We start from the raw sequence: 17847 nt of genomic DNA on the forward strand, positions 1-17847 counted from the left end.
AATCGGGCAGCGCCACGGTTACGGTCAACGGCTGCGCGCACGCCCTCTCGGCCGGGGGCTACGGCTCCGGGGCCGGTACCTCAGGTAGTCCCTGGCTCGTCACAAGCCAGGCGCAGCTCTCGCATATCTTTTCCCATGAGGGTTCCTCCTCGTCACGGATATATTTCAGGCAGGATCGCAACATCCAGTTTTCACTCAGTTCGTTATGGCCTCCTGTCCCGCTCAATTATGCCAATTACAACGGAGACGGCTACTTGCTCACCGGCTGTAACAATTCTATTTTCAGCAGCGTCAACAACTCCACCTTGCAAAAAGTGGGTATCCCCGGCGGCTCCGTTACAGTCGAATATCCATATGCTGGATCACTGTTCGTTTATAGCGAAAATACGACCATAGATCAATGCTTCTCTGCCTGCAACGTCTATTCTGCGACAGGTGATACCTACGGCAACATCCTATTTGGGGGGCTGGGCGGCACCCTTACCAATTCCACCCTTTCCAACTGCTATTATACCGGGAATATCTCTTGGGGGAACACAACGGGCGACTCCGTCTTTGCCGGCGGGCTGCTCAGCGACACGCTCCAACCGGGTGCGACCGTCAAAAACTGTTATTCCCGCGGCGGTTTTACCGGACCCAATCCCGGAAAAATTTGGACCGGAGCCATCGCTCCGCGCTATCAGCCGTCCAGCCCGCCTTCTCTGACCAATGTTTACTGGGGGCCCAGCGCCCCTTGCGCACTGCGCGTCTGGAGCTCCTATGGCGTTAACAATCTCAACACCGTCTATGTCAATGCCAACGCTTCTTACCCCGGCTTGGACTTTACAAATGTCTGGAGAATGCAAAACGGCTGGCCTGTTCTGCGTGCATTTGATCATTGATCCAACTGTCAAAACGGGACGGCATAAACGCCGTCCCGTTTTTTATACGATCACATCTGGTTGATCATGCTCGCGAGGTACCCCGCGCCGAAGCCGTTGTCGATGTTCACCACGCTCACCCCGCTGGCGCAGGAGTTGAGCATACTGAGCAGGGCCGAGAGCCCGCCGAAGTTCGCCCCGTACCCGACGCTGGTTGGCACCGCGATCACCGGCTTGTCCACCAGGCCCCCGACCACGCTGGCCAGCGCGCCCTCCATGCCCGCCACCGCTATCACCACGTTGGCGGAAAAGAGCACGCCGGTGTTCGAGAGCAGCCGGTGCAGCCCGGCCACCCCCACGTCGTAAAGACGCTCCACCCGGTTTCCCAGTACCTCGGCCGTCACGGCGGCCTCCTCGGCCACCGCGATGTCCGCCGTGCCGCCGGTCACCACCGCGACCGGCTTCTCGGTTTTCAGCCGCACCGGCTGGCGGCGCACCACCACGATGCGCGCATCCTCATGATACTCGGCCTCGCCGGTGATTTCTGCGACCGCCTCATACACCGCGCGACTCGCGCGGGTCGCCAGGATGTTGCGCTCCCCCCGCTCGAGCATCTTCTGCACGATCCCCTGGATATGGGGCAGCGCCTTGCCCTGGCAGAAGATCACCTCGGGGTAGCCGTTGCGCAGCGCGCGGTGGTTGTCAATCTTGGCATAGCCAAGGTCGCTGTAGGGCAGCTCGCGCAGCTGCTCCATCGCCTCGTCCACCGCGATCTTCCCCTGCTGCACGCCGACGAGCAGCGCCTCGATCTGGCTTTTGTCCATGCTTGGTCCCTCCTAAAATCCCAACAGCGCCTTGCACAGCGCCGCCATCTCCCGCAGCTCGTAGCTGGGCAGCAGGCCCCATGGGGTCTGCGAGGGGATCACCCCCTGCAAGCTTAGCCCCGCGCGCTTACAGTAGATCCCGGCGCGCGGCAGATGAAACCCGTCGCTGGCCACCGTGACCTGGCTGCAAAGCCCGTTTTCACCGATCACCCCGGAGGAAAAGGCCAGGTTCTCCCGCGTGTTGCCCGAGCGTTCCTCCAAAAAAACGCGCGTCGGGTCGATCCCCAGCTCGCCCAGATACTTTTTCATGACATGGGCCTCGCTGTAGTCTTCGTCATGGCCCTGGCCGCCCGACACCACGCAGACGGCCTGTGGGTTTTCCTTAAGATAGCCGGCCGCCTCCTGCAGCCTCCTGGCCAGCATCTTTTTCGGGCGCTCCCCCTCGATCCCGCCGCCGAGCACGATCACCGTCTGGGGGTACTTCCCCGCCGGCGGCGCATAGCGCGCGCAGTACCCCCGCCAGTAGAGCGTGAAGCCGAGATAGGCCATCAGCGCCAGGGCCAGCAGGATAACGAGCAGGATATTCAAAGTACGAAAGCCTCCTCCCAGCCTGTCCCGGATTTTCCCCTCAAAGAGGACCATTGCCGCATAGAGGCCGCCCGCCCCCAGCACGGCCAGCACCCCGGGATTGACGATCCCATAAAGCAGCGGCGGCAGCAGCCCGAAGAAGAGCCCGGCCGCGGCGAAGGCGCCGTAGCACAGGCGCAGCCACCGCCTCCCGGCAAAAGCGCCCCCTGTCATCGCAGCAGCCTCTGCACAAGGGGGCTCACCTTGCCGAAGGGGGGATAGCGCAGCTGCAGATCCAGCCGCCCCCTCGTCTTGAGCACCGATTTATAGTGGGTAAAGGTATCGAACCCCGCCTTGCCGTGGTAGGAGCCGATCCCGCTCGGGCCGATCCCGCCAAAGGGCATGTCATGCGGGCAGAGGTGGATGACCGTGTCGTTGATGCAGCCGCCGCCGAACTGGATTTTTTGCAGGACCTCCCGCTCGACCTGCGGGCGGCGGGTGAAGAGGTAGAGCGCCAGCGGCCGTTCGTGCAGTGAGATGTATTCATAGGCCTGCTCGAGCTGGCTGAATTCGATCACCGGCAGCAGCGGCCCAAAGATTTCGTCGTTCATCAACTTGGAATAAAACGGCGCGTTTTCGATGATGGTGGGGCTGATCTTGAGCTCCTGCTCATTGGTGCGCCCGCCGGCCACCACCGTCCCCTCGCCAAGCATCTCGCAAAGCCGCTCGTAGTGCGCCTGGTTGATGATCCTGGGGTAGTCGGGGTTCTGCTCGGGCGCGGCGGAGTAAAACTTCTCGATCGCCCTGCACATCTCGGCGATCAGCTTCTGCTTGACCGAATCCTGCACCAGCAGGTAGTCGGGCGCCACACAGGTCTGTCCGGCGTTCAGGCACTTGCCCCAGACGATCCGGCGGGCGGCCTCCTCGATGTCGGCGCTGGCGTCCACCAGGCAGGGGGACTTGCCGCCAAGCTCGAGCGTCACCGGGACCATGCCCCGCGCCGCGGCCTCGTAGACCTTCTGACCCACCGTCTTGCCGCCGGTGAAAAAGATGTAGTCGAAGTCCTGCCCCAGCAGCGATTGGCCGACCTCGGGGCCTCCGGTGACCACCGCCAGCAGCCTCTGCTCAAAATTGTTGTTGAGCATCTCGCTGATCACCGCCGCGGTGTTCGGGGCGTATTCGCTGGGCTTGAGAATCGCGCAGTTGCCCGCCGCCAGGGCGCTGACCACCGGCGAGAGGGCCAGCTGGAAGGGGTAATTGAACGGCGCGATCACCAGCGCCACGCCGTACGGCTCGGGATAGACCCGGTTCACCGAGAAGGGCGCGGCGAGCGAGAAGCCGCCGCCCTTCGGCCGGCTCCAGCGGCGCAGGTGGCGTAAGGCGTAGGATATTTCGGAAAGGACCATGCCGATTTCGGTGAGATAGGATTCCTGCTCGCTTTTCGAGAGGTCCTCGCGCAGCGCCTGCATGATCCGCTCTTGATATTGTAAAATCACCTGGTAGAGGCTGCGCAGCTGCCGGATACGGTAATCGACGCTGCGGGTCGCCCCGGTGCGAAAGAATTTTTGCTGCATATCGATGAGGTTCATGTTCCGTCTCCTTTACCGAATTGTGCACCATTCACCGTTTTATCATACCTCATCCACAGCGAAAAATCTTCTCCCCTTTGGTAACGAATTGTTAACTTTTATGACATATTTTCCTGCGTGCGCCGCCGCGCGAGCAGCAGGTCCACCATCCTGCCGTAGCTGCGCACCCCGTCGAATTGGGCGTTGACCTTGAGATAGGCGTCGTTGGCCTTGCGCGAAACGGTGGCGGCCGGGCCCTCGAACCGGCTCCAATAGACCCTGCTTTCGTTAAGGTCCAGTATGAGCCGCTCGCCGTAATCCTCATAGAGCGCTGCGCAGCGCGCGGGATCGACCCCGTACAGCCCGCTCATGGCGTAGTCCAGCGCCAGCAGGGCGCCGCTGTAGCGAAAGACCGGGTCCCCCGAGCCCTCGCAGGCCAGGTAGGCGATGAAGTTGGCCTCGTCCTCCCGCATGAAGCCGCGCAGATGGCTCAGCTCGTGGCAGAGGGTGGCCGGAATCTCGTGGTAGGGCGCGTCGGCGTTGAAGTTGGCTTCCGCTGTAAACGGGAAGTAGATCCCCAGCAACTGCAGATAAGACATCCCGCGTGAAAAAAACACCGGCTTGGGGCTCGGATAGTAGCCTTCAAGCGCCGGGAACTCCCGGGAGAGGTCCTCCATGATCCCGGGGGCCTTGGCGCCCAGCTCCCGCACCGTCGGCAGCTCCTGCGGGAGCAGCCGCGCCTGGGCGTTGGCCTCGCCGATCAGCGAGCGGCAGAGCGCCTCGAGCTCCTCGGCCGGGGAGGGTCCCACCTCCAGCGCGGCAAAGTGGGAGAAGGGCAGGCGGTGGTAGTTGATCCCGCCAAGCAGGGTGAAGAGCAGCAGGATGACCCCGCCCGCCAGCAGCGCCGTGCGCGCCGCCGCAAAAAGCGCGGCGCGGCGCCGGGATGCGTGCCCCCGCAGATACGCCCCGAGCAAGGCAAGCCCCACGCCCGCCCCGGCGATCAGGGCGCAGATCAGCAGCTCCCCCAGCGAGAAGGGCAGCCGCCCGGTCAGATAGCCGACGGCGTACGAAAGCGCGGGATAGACCCTTGTCGCGTACCATTCGGCGAAGGGGGTGCTGTGCTGCGCCCACAACAGCAGCCCCAGGGAAAGCAGAATCATTCCCCAGGCGGCGAACGTGACCCGATGTGTCCGTATTCTTTTCATACCGGAGACCCTTTCCGCCCCTCAGGCGACAAAAGCCCTATAGCACCACGATCGTGATTCCGTCGTTCCCCCTGCCGTAGTCGGTATCCCGGCGCAGCTCGGGCAGCAGCTCGACGGCCCTGCGCCCCGCCGGGGAAAAGGCGGAAAATTCATCCCCGCCCACAAAGTCCCGTATCATCCCCGCCCGCCGGCGCTCTGCGAGCAGCCGGCGGGCCGCGTCCCGGATGGCGCCGCCCGAGCCGGTCGAGCCGTAGCCGTGGATCACCTTGAGCGCCCCGACCCGGTTGGCCTTCCCCAGGCGCAGCTCCTGCGAAAGGCGCTGCAGCGCCACCTCGACGCTCGGCCTCCCTGCCTCGATATTCACCGTCTTGCAGCCCACGCACGCATCCCCCGCAATCTGTCCGCTCACATAATGCCCTTCGCAGATGGCATCAAATGTAAAATGTCTTACAACTATTTTAACATAAAAACCGCCGGGATGCATCCATCCAAATGGAAGATGTCCCCCGGCGGCCCGTGTAAATTTATCCAGCAATATGTACGCTATCTTCGATGCCGCGCATAGACGCGCGACAGCCGCTCGGCCAGCTCGCCCAGGTCTGCGAAGGTGTAGTCCGGCTTGACGGGGCAGCGGCTGAGATCGTCGATCGAGGTCTCGCCCGAGAGCACCAAAATCGACGGAATCCCGCAGCTGCGCCCAAAGGCCACGTCGGTATACAGCCGGTCCCCCACCACGGCGATCTCCTCGGGCAACAGCCCGGTGTTTTCCAGCACGATGTCCAGCATGTAGCGGTAAGGCTTACCGATGATGATGTCCGGGTCGCGGTTGGTGGTGGCCTTGACGAAGGCCAGCACCCCGCCAATGTCCGGGAGGTAGCCCTCCTTGCTGGCGTGGTTGAGGTCGGGATGGGTGGCGATGAACTCCACCCCCGAGCGCACGTACTGGCAGAGGCTGCTCAGCTTGCGGTAGGTCAGGGTGGTGTCGAAGCCGAGCACGATATAGTCGGGCATGGTGTTGACCACGTCGATCCGCTCGCGGATGAATTCATCCTGCAGCGCCGGGGTGCCGACCAGGTAGACCTTGGCGTCCGGCTGCCGCCGCTTGAGATAGGCGCAGGTGGCATAGCCCGAGGTCAGCACCTTGGTGTGCGGGGTCTCCAGCCCCATCGCGCCCAGCTTTGCCGCATATTCATACCGGTTGAGCGACGAGTCGTTGGTCATGAACAGGTAGTCCGCCCCCTGCTCCCCAATCGCCTCCAGAAACCGTTTTGAGCCGGGAAGCAGCTTTCCCCCCGCATAAAACGTCCCTTCCATATCCAGCAAAAACAGCTTGATACGGGAAAGTGCCGAATAGTCCATCTTCTCCTCCAAACCCCACGCGGCCTACACTCCGCGCACTGTATTCTGTCAAATGATCACGATCGCGTCGAGGAAAACCCCGCTGCATGCAGCGACGATCCGCTCCCCGCTGCTCACCGCCTTAAAGCTGAGCTTTCCCTGCTTGTCCACGTAGCCGAAATCGGGCGTCGTTTGCCGCGTGCCCGCCTTGTCCACCGCCCGGATGGAATAGGAGTTGACCATGTTCCGCCCGATCTTGAGCCGGTCGGCAAAGAAGAGCTTGTCCTCCCCGATCCACATGTCGGTGGTCTCGGGCATGCGCGCGCCCCCGCCCTGCTCCACCTTATAAGAGCCGGTGGCAAGGTTATATTCCGCATAATGGTCCGGCAGCAGCAGCTCCTTGTCGGCGCTTTGTGGGTCGAACACCATCAGCCGCTCCCCCGACACCCGCCAGCGGGTGTCCTTGTCGCCGGTGAGGTCTATGACCTTGCGACTGCCGCCGATGGTCACCGCCGCGAAGCCCGCGCTCCCCTTGCGGGTGGCCTGCTCGAGGAGCAGCACCCCGGTGCGCGCATTCCACTCCACCGGCCGCCAGTAGGAATTCACCCCGCTCGCCCCCGAGGCCGGATGGACGATCAGCTGCCGCCAGTCCTTGGTCTCCAGATTATAGGCGTTCACCCCGTCGCTGTCGTTAAAGGCAAGGGTGGTAAGGTCGGGCGAGAGGGCGAAGTCGGTGGTCTCCTCGTCGCACAGCGCCAGCATCTCCTGCGGGTAAAGGATGGTGCGCACGGTGATCAGGTTTTGGTCCAGCACCGTGATCCGGTCCCTTTGATAGACAAAAATCTGATCGCCGCTGACCTGCACCGAAAAGTCGTTTTCCTCCTGCCCCTGCCCTTCCAGGGTGATGTACTGCTCACTCTTATAGGTCTGTAAATCCAGAAAACCGATCCGCAGCTGCCGGCCGTTGCTGATCCAGCACAGGATCCCCTCCCCCATCGGCGAAAACTGGAAGCCGCCGAGGGTGCGATCGCTGACCGGCAGGCCCATCAGGGTGGTGACGACCCCCACCGGGCCGTTGATCGCATAGAGCCCGTATTCCACCGGGCGCTTGAGCATGGACTCGAAGTAGACGTTCCCCTTCTTGTCGGCGCGCAGGGTGTAGTTCCACTGCTGGAAGAGCACGTCCCCGCTGCGAAGGCCGAGCACCGCCGAAATCCGGCTGCCCACCGTCTCCACCCGCAGCACCTCGAGCTCATATGGGAGCTTGGGCTCCTCCTCGTCGGGCAGCGGGATGGTGATATACTGCCCGTCGAAATATTGCTGGCTCATGAAGTCGATCTTGAGCTCCTCGATCCCGAAATACGCCTTGGCGTAGCTGCGCACCTGGTCGATCGGCACGGACACCGTCAGCGCATCCGCGGACTGCTCAAAACCCGTGTCCGCCCCGTCGAGCTTCATGCGCTCGTAGAGGAAGCGGGTCAGATCGTAAACCGGGATGTTCTGCCCGGAGGAAAATTCGTCGGAGATAAAACGCGCGCTCTGTAGAACCATCTGCGAAATCTCATCCGTCTGCTCGGCGCTCAGCGTCACCGGCCCGCGCTCGTCCTGTCCGGAACTGATCTCCGGCTGGGAGTCCTGCCGCCCGTCCTGCGAGGCGGGAGCCGTACAGGCGCTGAGCATCAAAAGGCTCAGCATGAGCGCCAGCACCCGTTTCATCCGACTCCCCCCTTTTCATCCTCTTTTTAAATCACAATCAAATCATATTGTACCCAATCGTTTAAATTATACTATTTTTTTCTTCTCATTACAACCGGTCGTTTCGGCGGTAATCTCCCTTTCTTTTCGTGCAAAAAATCAAAAAGCGGGGCGGCCTCCGACTCGGTCGGCAGGCCGCCCCGCTTGGCTGTATATACCGGTGCTATTCCTTTTTCAGCTCCCCGGCGAACAGGGCGGCGTAGACGCCCATCAGCAGGAAGCCGGCGATCGAGATGAGGGGCATCTGCACCGAGATCTGCCGCCCGCTGAGCGTCGCGACCGCCTGCCCGACGCACAGGGAAACCGAAAACAGGGAAAAGAGCAGCGCCCAGAACTTGGCCTTGCGCGCCGGGAGTCCACCCTGCGGCGAGACCACCCGCGCATGCGCCAGCCAGAAGAGCGCCCCCACGCAGAGGGTCACCACCTCCAGCGTCTGATCCGAGATGCTCGCGATGGTCTTATACTCCATAAACCGGCCCACCGCCTGCACCGCCATCCAGAGGGCGGGCATGCTCGCTCCCCAGATGTTCATCCGGTACTCCCCATGCAGCGCGCGCAGCCCGAGATAGAACATCGCCACCGCCGCGATGATGGCAAACGGCCCCGCGACCACCCGGCCAAAATGGGTGTCCCCGCCCGCGGTGAAATCGTATAGGTCCCCGAAGAAGGAGACGAAGGAGCCCACGCAGAGCACCAGCCCCGTGGCCGCCAGCAGCATGGGCAGCGTCCTGCCCGGATATTCAGGCAGGCTGGGCTCTTCCCGGGGGAGCAGGATCAGCAGCGCCAGGACCGCCGCCCCGACCAGGTAGAGCAGGTTGTGGGCAAGCACCAGTCCGCCCATCCCGGTATAAAACCCCGTGTCGGGCGCGATGGCGAAAAGCCCCAGCACCGAGCGCGCGGCGCTCTCCAGCACGGTGAGCAGTATAAACAAGATTCCCAATAAAGTCATGGCGTCATCTCCGGTATCCCAAAATTTCTGTATGTTCACCATTATAGCAGAAAAGAACAAACTGCGCCAGCGGCACGCGGCAAAGATTTGCCGCGTGCCGCTGAATTTCCGTGCTGAATGGTCCTTCTGTCATGATTGCCGCTCGGACATCGGAATATACGGCTGGTCGTAGGACAGGGACTTATAAGCCGGGCGGATGATCCGCCCGCCGAAGAGCATCTCCTCGATGCGGTGGGCGCACCAGCCGGGGGTGCGCGCGGTCGCGAAGAGGGCGGTATTCATGTCGTGGGGGATGCGCAGCATCTTATAGACCAGGCCGGAGTACATATCCACGTTGGCGCAGATCGCCTTGGTGGAGCCCTTGGTTTCGGCGAAAACGCCGGGGGTGAGACGCTCGACCGCGTCGAGGATCATGAAATCCCGTTCGATGTCGGTGCCCGCGGCAAGCTTCAGCGCATGCTTTTTGAGGATGACCGCGCGCGGATCGCTCTTGGTGTAGACCGCATGGCCCATCCCGTAGACCAGCCCGGAGCGGTCCCCCTCCTCGCCCTTAATCATCCGTGCGAGGAAATCCTTGACCTCCTGGTCATTTTCGGGGTTCTGGACCCCGCGCTTTATGTAGTCGAGCATCTCCATCACCTTGTAGTTTGCGCCGCCGTGCCGCGGCCCCTTGAGCGAGCCGATGGCCGCCGCGATGGAGGAATAGGTATCTGACCCCGACGAAGTCACTACCCGCGCGGCAAAGGCGGAGTTGTTGCCGCCGCCGTGCTCGGCGTGCAGGATCAGGCACATATCCAGGAGCTTCGCTTCCTCGTGGGTAAACTTCTTGTCATTGCGCAGCAGCCGCAGGATATTTTCCGCGATCGAATAATCAGAGCGCGGGTCGTGCAGGTACATGCTCTTCTTTTCAAACGCCCGCCGCTTGACCTGGTAGGCTGCCACCATGATGATCGGCATGCGCGCGATCAGCGAGATCGACTGGCGCAGCAGCTCCTCATAGCCGGTCGCGTCGGGGCTCTGGTCGTAGGAATAGAGCGCGAGCACCGAGCGTCCGAGCATGTTCATCAAGTCCTTCGATGGGGCCTTGAGCAGCATATCCTCCAGGAAGTAGGGGGGCAGTTCGCACTGGCTGGCCAGAATTCCCATGAACTCCTCGAGCTGGGACTTGGTCGGCAGCTTGCCGAAGAGCAGCAGCCAGATCGCTTCCTCGAAGCCGAACCGGTCGTCGCGCAGGCACCCGTCCACCAGGTCCTGCACATTGATCCCCCGGTAGGTGAGCACACCGTCGATCGGGCTCTTCTCTCCCTCGTCCATCACGTAGCCGTGCACGTTACAGATCTGGGTCAGTCCGGCGAGCACGCCGGTCCCATCCGAGTTGCGAAGCCCGCGCTTGACGTTGTACAGGTCATAATTTGCAGGGTCGATATGGTTATACTTGCGGAATTCATCGCATAAGATTTTAATAGCCCTCTGCATAGATGGATTTTTGGTCTTGGAATTATTCATTTTCTCGGCCAATGCGCTTCACCCTCCCCTTTATACTATTGTTTAATAATATATCACCTGCTGCGGGAAGTCAACCAAATATGGGGGCCGGATGTAAATTAATCCATTTTTTCTCCTGTTTTTACAATTGGGACAACCAATTTTAGAAATTAAAATTGCAAGTTTCACATTTTATTCCTGCATTTTAAGTTGGTTTCAAACCGGACAGGCCAAATCCATATGGGAAAGGAAGTAAGCGTAAATGAAGTATTACCTGTTCTTGTTCGGGCTGCTCGCGGCGGTAATGGTCCTGCTGCCGTTGCTCAGCCTGCCAAAGCAAAGCGGGGAAGTATCCGCTCCGCCCGCCGCCTCCTCAGAGCAGCCGGCGCCCCGCGCGCGGATCAGTTCCGGGAGCCAGGCCCCGGATCAAAGCGAAAAATCCCCCGCCTCCTCGCAGCAGGAGGAGCAGCCCGCCAAAGAGGCCGCGGCCCTCCCCATCAGCCGGGTCGAGGCGCTGAGCGAGCCGGTCAAGCTCTTCGACAGCGCCACCGGACGGGTGGTCACCATGTCCCAGCAGGAATACGTGCTCGGGGCGGTCTGCAGCGAGATGCCACCCCAGTTCCATCCCGAAGCGCTCAAGGCGCAGGCGGTGGCCGCCCACAGCTACCTGCTGCGCTGTAAGGAACAGGAGTCCCGCGCGCCAACCGAACGCCTTCGGGGCGCCTATCTCGAGATCAATACCGAAAACCGGGAGGGCTACGTCAGCGAAGCCACCGCCCGCGAGATGTACGGGGATCATTTCGACGTGTACTATCCCGCCGTCAAAGAGGCGGTACAGCAGGTCGAAAACCAGATCCTGGTCTACGACGACGAGCCGATCGTCGCGGCCTACCATTCAATGAGCGGCGGGATGACCGAGGCGGCCTCCAACGTCTGGACCGGCTCGGCGGATTACCTCGTCCCGGTCAGCAGCCCCGGGGACCGGCTGGCCCCCGACTATGAGACCACCGAAACCTTCCCGGCCGACCAGGTCGCCTCGGTGCTCAAAACCCTCTATCCCGGGATCGAGCTGCCGCAGGACCCGTCCGGGTGGTTTACGGATATCACCCGCTCCGACTCCGGCTATATCACCGAAATCCAGATCGGGGAGACCACGGTGGCCGGCCAGCCGCTGCGCATGGCGTTGGGGCTGCGCAGCACCAATGCAAAGATTTCTTACCAGGACGGCTCCTTCTCCTTCACCGTCACCGGCTACGGGCACGGGGTCGGCATGTCCCAGTACGGCGCGGACTACATGGCCCGCCAGGGCTCGGACTACCGGGAGATCCTCGCGCATTACTACCAGGGCGCCGATCTGGTGAGGATAAAGTGATGTATGCGCAATTCCCGCTGCTATAGACCTCGGACTCTTGCGAATCCCAATTCTTGTCGAAATTACTATTAGACAGATAAAAGCCCCGCCGGTTGTTAGGCCGGCGGGGCCGTTTTGCTATAGTTTACTTGGAAGCCGCGTCCGAGGAGGAACCGGCATCGCTGGAAGCAGCGGAGGAACCAGAGCCCTCGAACACCGACTTGATGGCGTTCTCGGCGCGCTCAACTTCCTTCTGAGCCATCTCGAGGGAGGCCTCTTCCCCATCCGGGACGTTGATGTCGCCCATCAGCACCAGGAAAACGTAATCCCCTTCAGTGATGACCTTGGCGGCCTCGGATTTGATGTCCATGAAATTGACCGGGTAGGTCTTAAACTGGTCGATGATATCGGTACGGCGCTTCTCGAGCGCCTCGGCCACCGCGTCGGCCTTTCCGGGCTTGGCCTTGACCGCCACGAAGGTGTCGCCGCTGACGTTGGCAATGGACATCTCACCGGCAAACTCCTCGATGTCATCGGGGTTGATATAGTACATTTCCTGCATCTGCTGCTCGGTGATCACCGAGGGCATCGAGACGTAAAACTCGCCGAACTCCCTGCGCACCGCGTCAAAGGCTTCCTTGAGCTTCGCATCCTTGATGATGATCTCGACCTTGTCCCCTTCTTCGCTGGAGGACATCGATGAGGACGAGGAGGAACTGCTGCTCGAAGATTGGCTCATCGAGGAGCTGGAGCCCTTGTCCTTGTCGCTGCCGCAGCCCGCGAAGATGGCGCTCATCATCGCTCCCGCGAGCAAAACCGTAATCAATCTTTTCATTTAAATGACCATTCCTTTCTGGATGTTTCATACCGGTTTCGCCATGCGAAATGGTCGCCGATGGCGGCAAGGGTACGAAACTCTGAGTTCAAAAATGTGTTGCATACGCAGTGATACCAGGCAGGCCCGGTCGCCGCCCGAAGCGGGCGTGCATGATATAGGTGCCGCACAGGAGATCATTTCCTGCAAGTTGCAGGAAGAATTTACATTTTGTTCATCCGGCGCCTATTTGCAGCCCGCTTTACGCTGGTAGTATTCTCTTTTTGACCGGGGAATATACAGGTTTCACCGGGAACGCAAAAAAGGCGGAGGGAAAATCCCTCCGCCTTTTAAAAGCGCAAATTAGTCGTTGATCTTGGTCACAACGCCGGAGCCGACGGTACGGCCGCCCTCGCGGATAGCGAAGCGCAGACCTTCCTCGATCGCGATCGGGGTGATCAGCTCAACGTCCATCTCGACGTTATCGCCAGGCATACACATCTCGGTCCCCTCGGGGAGCGTGACAACGCCGGTCACGTCGGTGGTTCTGAAGAAGAACTGCGGACGATAGTTGTTGAAGAACGGGGTGTGACGGCCGCCCTCATCCTTTTTCAGCACGTACACCTGGCCATGGAATTTGGTGTGCGGATGAATGGAGCCGGGCTTGCAGAGAACCTGACCGCGCTGGATCTCGTTTCTCTGGATACCACGCAGCAGAGCGCCGATGTTGTCGCCAGCCTCAGCGTAGTCGAGGATCTTGCGGAACATCTCGATGCCGGTGACGACGGTCTTCTGCTTCTCGTCCCGCAGGCCGACGATCTCAACCTCGTCAGAGGTCTTGAGCTGGCCGCGCTCAACTCTGCCGGTGGCGACGGTGCCACGCCCGGTGATGGTGAAGACGTCCTCAACGGGCATCAGGAAGGGCAGGTCAGCCTTTCTCTCAGGGGTCGGGATGAAATCGTCGACCGCCTTCATAAGCTCAAGGATCGGGGCATAAGCCGGATCATTGATGTCGTTCGGAGCCTCGAGGGCCTTGAGGGCAGAACCCTTGACGATCGGAATGTCATCGCCCGGGAAATCGTAGCTGGAGAGCAGCTCACGGATTTCCATCTCGACGAGCTCGAGCAGCTCGGGATCGTCGACCTGGTCGACCTTGTTCATGAACACGACGATATAGGGAACGCCGACCTGACGGGCAAGCAGGATGTGCTCGCGGGTCTGGGGCATCGGGCCGTCAGCAGCGGAAACGACCAGGATCGCGCCGTCCATCTGCGCAGCACCGGTGATCATGTTCTTAACGTAGTCGGCATGTCCGGGGCAGTCGACGTGAGCATAGTGACGGTTGTCGGTTTCATACTCAACGTGAGCGGTGTTGATGGTAATACCGCGCTCTCTCTCTTCCGGAGCCTTATCGATCATGTCGTAAGCAACGTACTCCGCATCGCCCTTCATGCCGAGGGTCTTGGTGATCGCTGCAGTCAGAGTGGTTTTGCCGTGGTCAACGTGACCAATGGTGCCGATGTTTACATGGGGTTTGGTTCTTTCAAAATGTGCTTTTCCCATTAGCGGTTTTCCTCCCTTTATGGATTCATTTTTTAAAATTTAAATTTGACAAGCTACAATTCGTATTGTACCAATAAATGCTCAAAAATGCAAGCATTTATGCAGGTTACATGGGAATTTTTATCAAAAAGTCCCAGCGAATTTAAGCTTTTTTTGCCCTGGCGCTCATGATGGATTCGGCGATCGACTTGGGCACCTCGGTGTAATGCGAGGGCTCCATGACGTACTGGCCGCGTCCCTGCGTCTTGGAACGCAGGTCGGTGGCGTAGCCGAACATCTGGGACAGCGGGACGAAGGCGTTGATCTGCTGTACGCCGTTGCGCTCCTCCATGCCCTGGATCTGGCCGCGACGTCCGTTGAGGTCGCCCATGACATCGCCCATGTAATCCACCGGGACGGTGACAGCGACCTTCATGATCGGCTCCAGAATGACCGGGTCGGCCTTGCGCATGGCCTCCTTGAAGGCCATGGAACCGGCGATCTTGAACGCCATTTCCGAGGAATCGACCTCGTGATAGGAGCCGTCGTACAGCTCGACTCTCACGTCGACGACCGGATAGCCGGCGAGCACGCCGGAGAGCATGGCGCCCTGGATACCGGCGTCGATCGCGGGGATATACTCCTTCGGGATCGCGCCGCCGACAATCTTGTTGTCGAATTCGTACCCCTTGCCGCTCTCGTTCGGGTACAGCCGGATCTTACAATGGCCGTACTGGCCGCGGCCGCCCGACTGGCGGGAGTACTTCATGTCGACGTCGGACATCTTGCGCACGGTCTCCTTGTAGGCGACCTGCGGCTTGCCGACATTCGCCTCGACGCGGAACTCGCGCAGCAGGCGGTCGACGATGATCTCCAGATGGAGCTCACCCATACCGGCGATGATGGTCTGGCCGGTCTCCTCGTCGGTGTAGGCCCTGAAAGTCGGGTCCTCCTCGGCGAGCTTGGCAAGGCCAATGCCCATCTTCTCCTGGCCGGCCTTGGTCTTCGGCTCGATGGCCACGCGGATAACCGGCTCCGGGAATTCCATCGACTCGAGGATGATCGGGTGCTTCGGATCACACAGCGTGTCGCCGGTGGTCACCTGCTTGATGCCGACCGCCGCTGCGATATCGCCCGCGTAGCAGGTCTCGATGTCCTTGCGGTGGTTGGCGTGCATCTGCAGGATGCGCCCGATGCGCTCGTTGGTACCCTTGGTGGCGTTGAGAATGCCGCTGCCCGCGTCGACAGTACCGGAATAGGTCCTGAAGAAGCAGAGCTTCCCGACATAAGGGTCGGTCGCGATCTTGAAGGCGAGCGCGGAGAACGGCTCGTCGTCGTCGGTCGGTCGGGTCTCGGTCTCGCCGGTTTCGGGATTGGTGCCGGTGATGTGGTCGATGTCGACCGGGGAGGGCATGTAATCCACGATCGCGTCGAGGAGCTTCTGCACGCCCTTGTTCTTATAGGAGGTACCGCAGGTGACCGGCACCATCTCGTTGGCGATGGTCGCCCGGCGGATGACTCTCTTGATGTCCTCGATGGGGACTTCCTCGCCCTCGAGGTACTTCTCCATGATCCCCTCGTCCTGCTCGGCAACCGCCTCGAGCAGCTTTACGCGGTATTCCTCCGCCTTCTCCTTCATCTCCTCCGGGATCTCCTCAACGCGGATGTCCTTTCCGAGATCGTCGTAGTAAACGTAGGCCTTCATCTCCAGCAGGTCGATCAGCCCTTTATAGAACTGCTCTTCCCCGATCGGGAGCTGAATGGGCACCGCGTTACACTTGAGGCGGTCGTGGATCATGTCCAAAACATTGTAGAAATTGGCCCCGAGGATGTCCATCTTGTTGACATAGATCATTCTCGGAACATGGTATTTGTCAGCCTGGCGCCAAACGGTCTCAGACTGCGGCTCAACACCGCCCTTCGCACACATTACGGTAACCGAGCCGTCGAGTACGCGTAAGCTACGCTCTACCTCAACAGTGAAGTCAACGTGGCCCGGAGTGTCGATAATGTTGATACGATGGTTCTTCCAGTAGCAGGTGGTGGCAGCGGAGGTAATGGTGATACCTCTCTCCTGCTCCTGCTCCATCCAGTCCATGGTAGCATTACCCTCATGGGTCTCGCCTATCTTGTGGTTGATCCCCGTATAGTAAAGGATACGCTCGGTCGTGGTGGTCTTACCGGCGTCGATGTGAGCCATTATGCCGATATTGCGGGTTAATTCCAGGGATACGTCTCTTGGCATATTGACCTCCTGCTAAAACAATAGAATTCGTAGGGAAGGTAGCCCTTCCCGCCAGGGTGGCGCCCTGCGGCGCGCGGAGCCGAAAATGGCCCCATTTTAGAATCTGTAGTGAGCGAAAGCCTTGTTGGCTTCGGCCATTTTGTGGGTATCCTCGCGCTTTTTCACCGCGCCGCCCATATTGTTGATCGCATCGACAATCTCACCGGCAAGACGCTCGCGCATGGTTCTCTCCGAGCGGTTTCTTGCGTAAGAAGTCAGCCACCGCAGACCAAGGGTCTGACGGCGCTCCGGGCGAACCTCCATCGGGACCTGGTAGGTCGCGCCGCCCACACGGCGGGCCTTGACCTCCAGAACAGGCATGATGTTTTCCAGAGCTTCCTCGAAAACCTCGAGCGGCTCACGGCCTGTCTTTTCCTTCACGATGTCGAACGCACCGTATACAATCTTCTGGGACACACCCTTCTTGCCATCCAGCATAATGCTGTTGATGAGCCGGGTGACCAGCTTGGAATTGTAAAGCGGATCCGGCAAAACGTCACGTTTTGCTACGTTACCTCTTCTTGGCACTTCGCTTCCCTCCTTCACATAGTCGGGACTTTCGTCCCGTGATATCATCGGTACTCGAAAGTGACAAAACTCCCGTTTGCACCAATCCGAGGCATTCTATCGAAAACCTGGGATCGTGCGACTGTGACCTTTTCCAATGGGAATTTTATTACTTCTTGGCACCAGCCTTCGGACGTTTTGCACCGTATTTTGAACGAGCCTGATTTCTTCCGTTGACGCCCTGGGTATCCAGAGTGCCGCGGATGATGTGGTAACGCACACCAGGCAGGTCCTTGACACGTCCGCCGCGAATGAGCACAACGCTATGCTCCTGCAGGTTGTGACCGATTCCCGGGATGTAGGCTGTGGCCTCGATTCCATTGGAAAGTCTTACCCTTGCAACTTTTCTTAAGGCAGAGTTCGGCTTCTTCGGGGTCTGCGTACGGATGGCCGTGCACACACCGCGCTTCTGCGGAGAATTCTGATCGATCGCAGTGCGCTTCTGGGCGTTCCACCCTTTTAGGAGCGCAGGAGCGGTGGATTTCTTCTCGACTACCTCTCTGCCCTTGCGTACGAGCTGGTTAAAGGTCGGCATATCGCACCTCCTTACTAAAATTTTTTATCTTTGCAGCCCGGGGAAAGGCCGTATACGGCTTTCCCCGCGGGCGGTAAAGCAGTTTTTTCCTGAAAGTATTGCGCAAAATTTGCCAAAACTCTCCGGATTCATACCAAATATAGATTTTATCACCAGGGGGCGGCTCTGTCAATAGTCACTTTTATACAGGACCGTTCACCCCT

General features: G+C 60.1%; 16 protein-coding genes. 2 read left to right on the plus strand and 14 right to left on the minus strand.

Annotation, left to right across the window (positions count from 1 at the left end; genetic code table 11):
- Positions 1 to 881, plus strand: an 881-nt coding sequence (locus EDD78_RS14000) for a hypothetical protein (protein WP_207668670.1), incomplete at its 5' end; no start/stop codon positions are given.
- A gap of 50 nt (positions 882 to 931) precedes the next feature.
- On the opposite strand, the gene larB is transcribed toward EDD78_RS14000, so the two are convergent.
- The 9 genes from larB to EDD78_RS09370 all read right to left on the minus strand — a co-directional run bounded on the left by larB (position 932) and on the right by EDD78_RS09370 (position 10542).
- Entirely contained in the window at positions 932 to 1684 is a 753-nt protein-coding gene (gene larB / locus EDD78_RS09330) for a nickel pincer cofactor biosynthesis protein LarB (protein WP_132084767.1), read from the minus strand.
- A gap of 12 nt (positions 1685 to 1696) precedes the next feature.
- The gene (locus tag EDD78_RS09335) at positions 1697 to 2485 is read right to left on the minus strand and encodes a YdcF family protein (RefSeq protein ID WP_132084768.1); all 789 of its coding nucleotides are present in this window, start codon (positions 2483 to 2485) and stop codon (positions 1697 to 1699) included.
- Positions 2482 to 3840 (minus strand): aldehyde dehydrogenase, encoded by a 1359-nt coding sequence (locus EDD78_RS09340; RefSeq protein ID WP_132084769.1) that lies wholly within the window; start codon positions 3838 to 3840, stop codon positions 2482 to 2484. The genes EDD78_RS09335 and EDD78_RS09340 overlap by 4 nt, the downstream gene beginning before the upstream one ends.
- Before the next feature lie 98 nt (positions 3841 to 3938).
- Positions 3939 to 5024, minus strand: coding sequence for a DUF3810 domain-containing protein (locus tag EDD78_RS09345; RefSeq protein WP_132084770.1), 1086 nt, complete (start codon positions 5022 to 5024; stop codon positions 3939 to 3941).
- A gap of 37 nt (positions 5025 to 5061) precedes the next feature.
- The gene (locus tag EDD78_RS09350) at positions 5062 to 5433 is read right to left on the minus strand and encodes a hypothetical protein (protein WP_079699733.1); all 372 of its coding nucleotides are present in this window, start codon (positions 5431 to 5433) and stop codon (positions 5062 to 5064) included.
- A gap of 134 nt (positions 5434 to 5567) precedes the next feature.
- Positions 5568 to 6383, minus strand: a complete 816-nt coding sequence (locus EDD78_RS09355; RefSeq protein WP_079699734.1) for an HAD-IIA family hydrolase — start codon at positions 6381 to 6383, stop codon at positions 5568 to 5570.
- A 48-nt stretch (positions 6384 to 6431) separates the two neighbouring features.
- Entirely contained in the window at positions 6432 to 8078 is a 1647-nt protein-coding gene (locus tag EDD78_RS09360; RefSeq protein ID WP_079699735.1) for a hypothetical protein, read from the minus strand.
- A 202-nt stretch (positions 8079 to 8280) separates the two neighbouring features.
- On the minus strand, positions 8281 to 9066 hold the full coding sequence (locus EDD78_RS09365) for a hypothetical protein (RefSeq protein WP_143533591.1): 786 nt from the start codon (positions 9064 to 9066) through the stop codon (positions 8281 to 8283).
- A gap of 129 nt (positions 9067 to 9195) precedes the next feature.
- Entirely contained in the window at positions 9196 to 10542 is a 1347-nt protein-coding gene (locus EDD78_RS09370) for a citrate synthase (protein ID WP_079700470.1), read from the minus strand.
- A gap of 271 nt (positions 10543 to 10813) precedes the next feature.
- On the opposite strand from EDD78_RS09370, the gene spoIID reads away from it, so the two are divergent.
- Positions 10814 to 11923 carry a stage II sporulation protein D gene (gene spoIID, locus EDD78_RS09375; RefSeq protein WP_132084772.1) on the plus strand — a complete coding sequence of 370 codons (1110 nt, stop codon included), beginning with the start codon at positions 10814 to 10816 and terminating at the stop codon, positions 11921 to 11923.
- A 124-nt stretch (positions 11924 to 12047) separates the two neighbouring features.
- On the opposite strand, the gene EDD78_RS09380 is transcribed toward spoIID, so the two are convergent.
- From EDD78_RS09380 to rpsL, 5 genes are all read right to left on the minus strand, one after another.
- On the minus strand, positions 12048 to 12737 hold the full coding sequence (locus tag EDD78_RS09380) for a DUF4358 domain-containing protein (protein WP_079699738.1): 690 nt from the start codon (positions 12735 to 12737) through the stop codon (positions 12048 to 12050).
- A 342-nt stretch (positions 12738 to 13079) separates the two neighbouring features.
- Positions 13080 to 14279: an elongation factor Tu gene (gene tuf, locus EDD78_RS09385; protein WP_079699739.1), complete on the minus strand. Its 1200-nt coding sequence runs from the start codon at positions 14277 to 14279 to the stop codon at positions 13080 to 13082.
- A gap of 142 nt (positions 14280 to 14421) precedes the next feature.
- On the minus strand, positions 14422 to 16503 hold the full coding sequence (gene fusA / locus EDD78_RS09390; RefSeq protein WP_079699740.1) for an elongation factor G: 2082 nt from the start codon (positions 16501 to 16503) through the stop codon (positions 14422 to 14424).
- A gap of 96 nt (positions 16504 to 16599) precedes the next feature.
- Complete coding sequence (rpsG, locus tag EDD78_RS09395) at positions 16600 to 17070, minus strand: 30S ribosomal protein S7 (protein ID WP_079699741.1); 471 nt, start codon at positions 17068 to 17070, stop codon at positions 16600 to 16602.
- A 148-nt stretch (positions 17071 to 17218) separates the two neighbouring features.
- The gene (rpsL, locus tag EDD78_RS09400; protein WP_079699742.1) at positions 17219 to 17644 is read right to left on the minus strand and encodes a 30S ribosomal protein S12; all 426 of its coding nucleotides are present in this window, start codon (positions 17642 to 17644) and stop codon (positions 17219 to 17221) included.
- Positions 17645 to 17847 lie beyond the last annotated feature (203 nt).

This window comes from Harryflintia acetispora, from assembly GCA_004340125.1.
Taxonomy (GTDB): Bacteria; Bacillota; Clostridia; order Oscillospirales; family Ruminococcaceae; genus Harryflintia; species Harryflintia acetispora.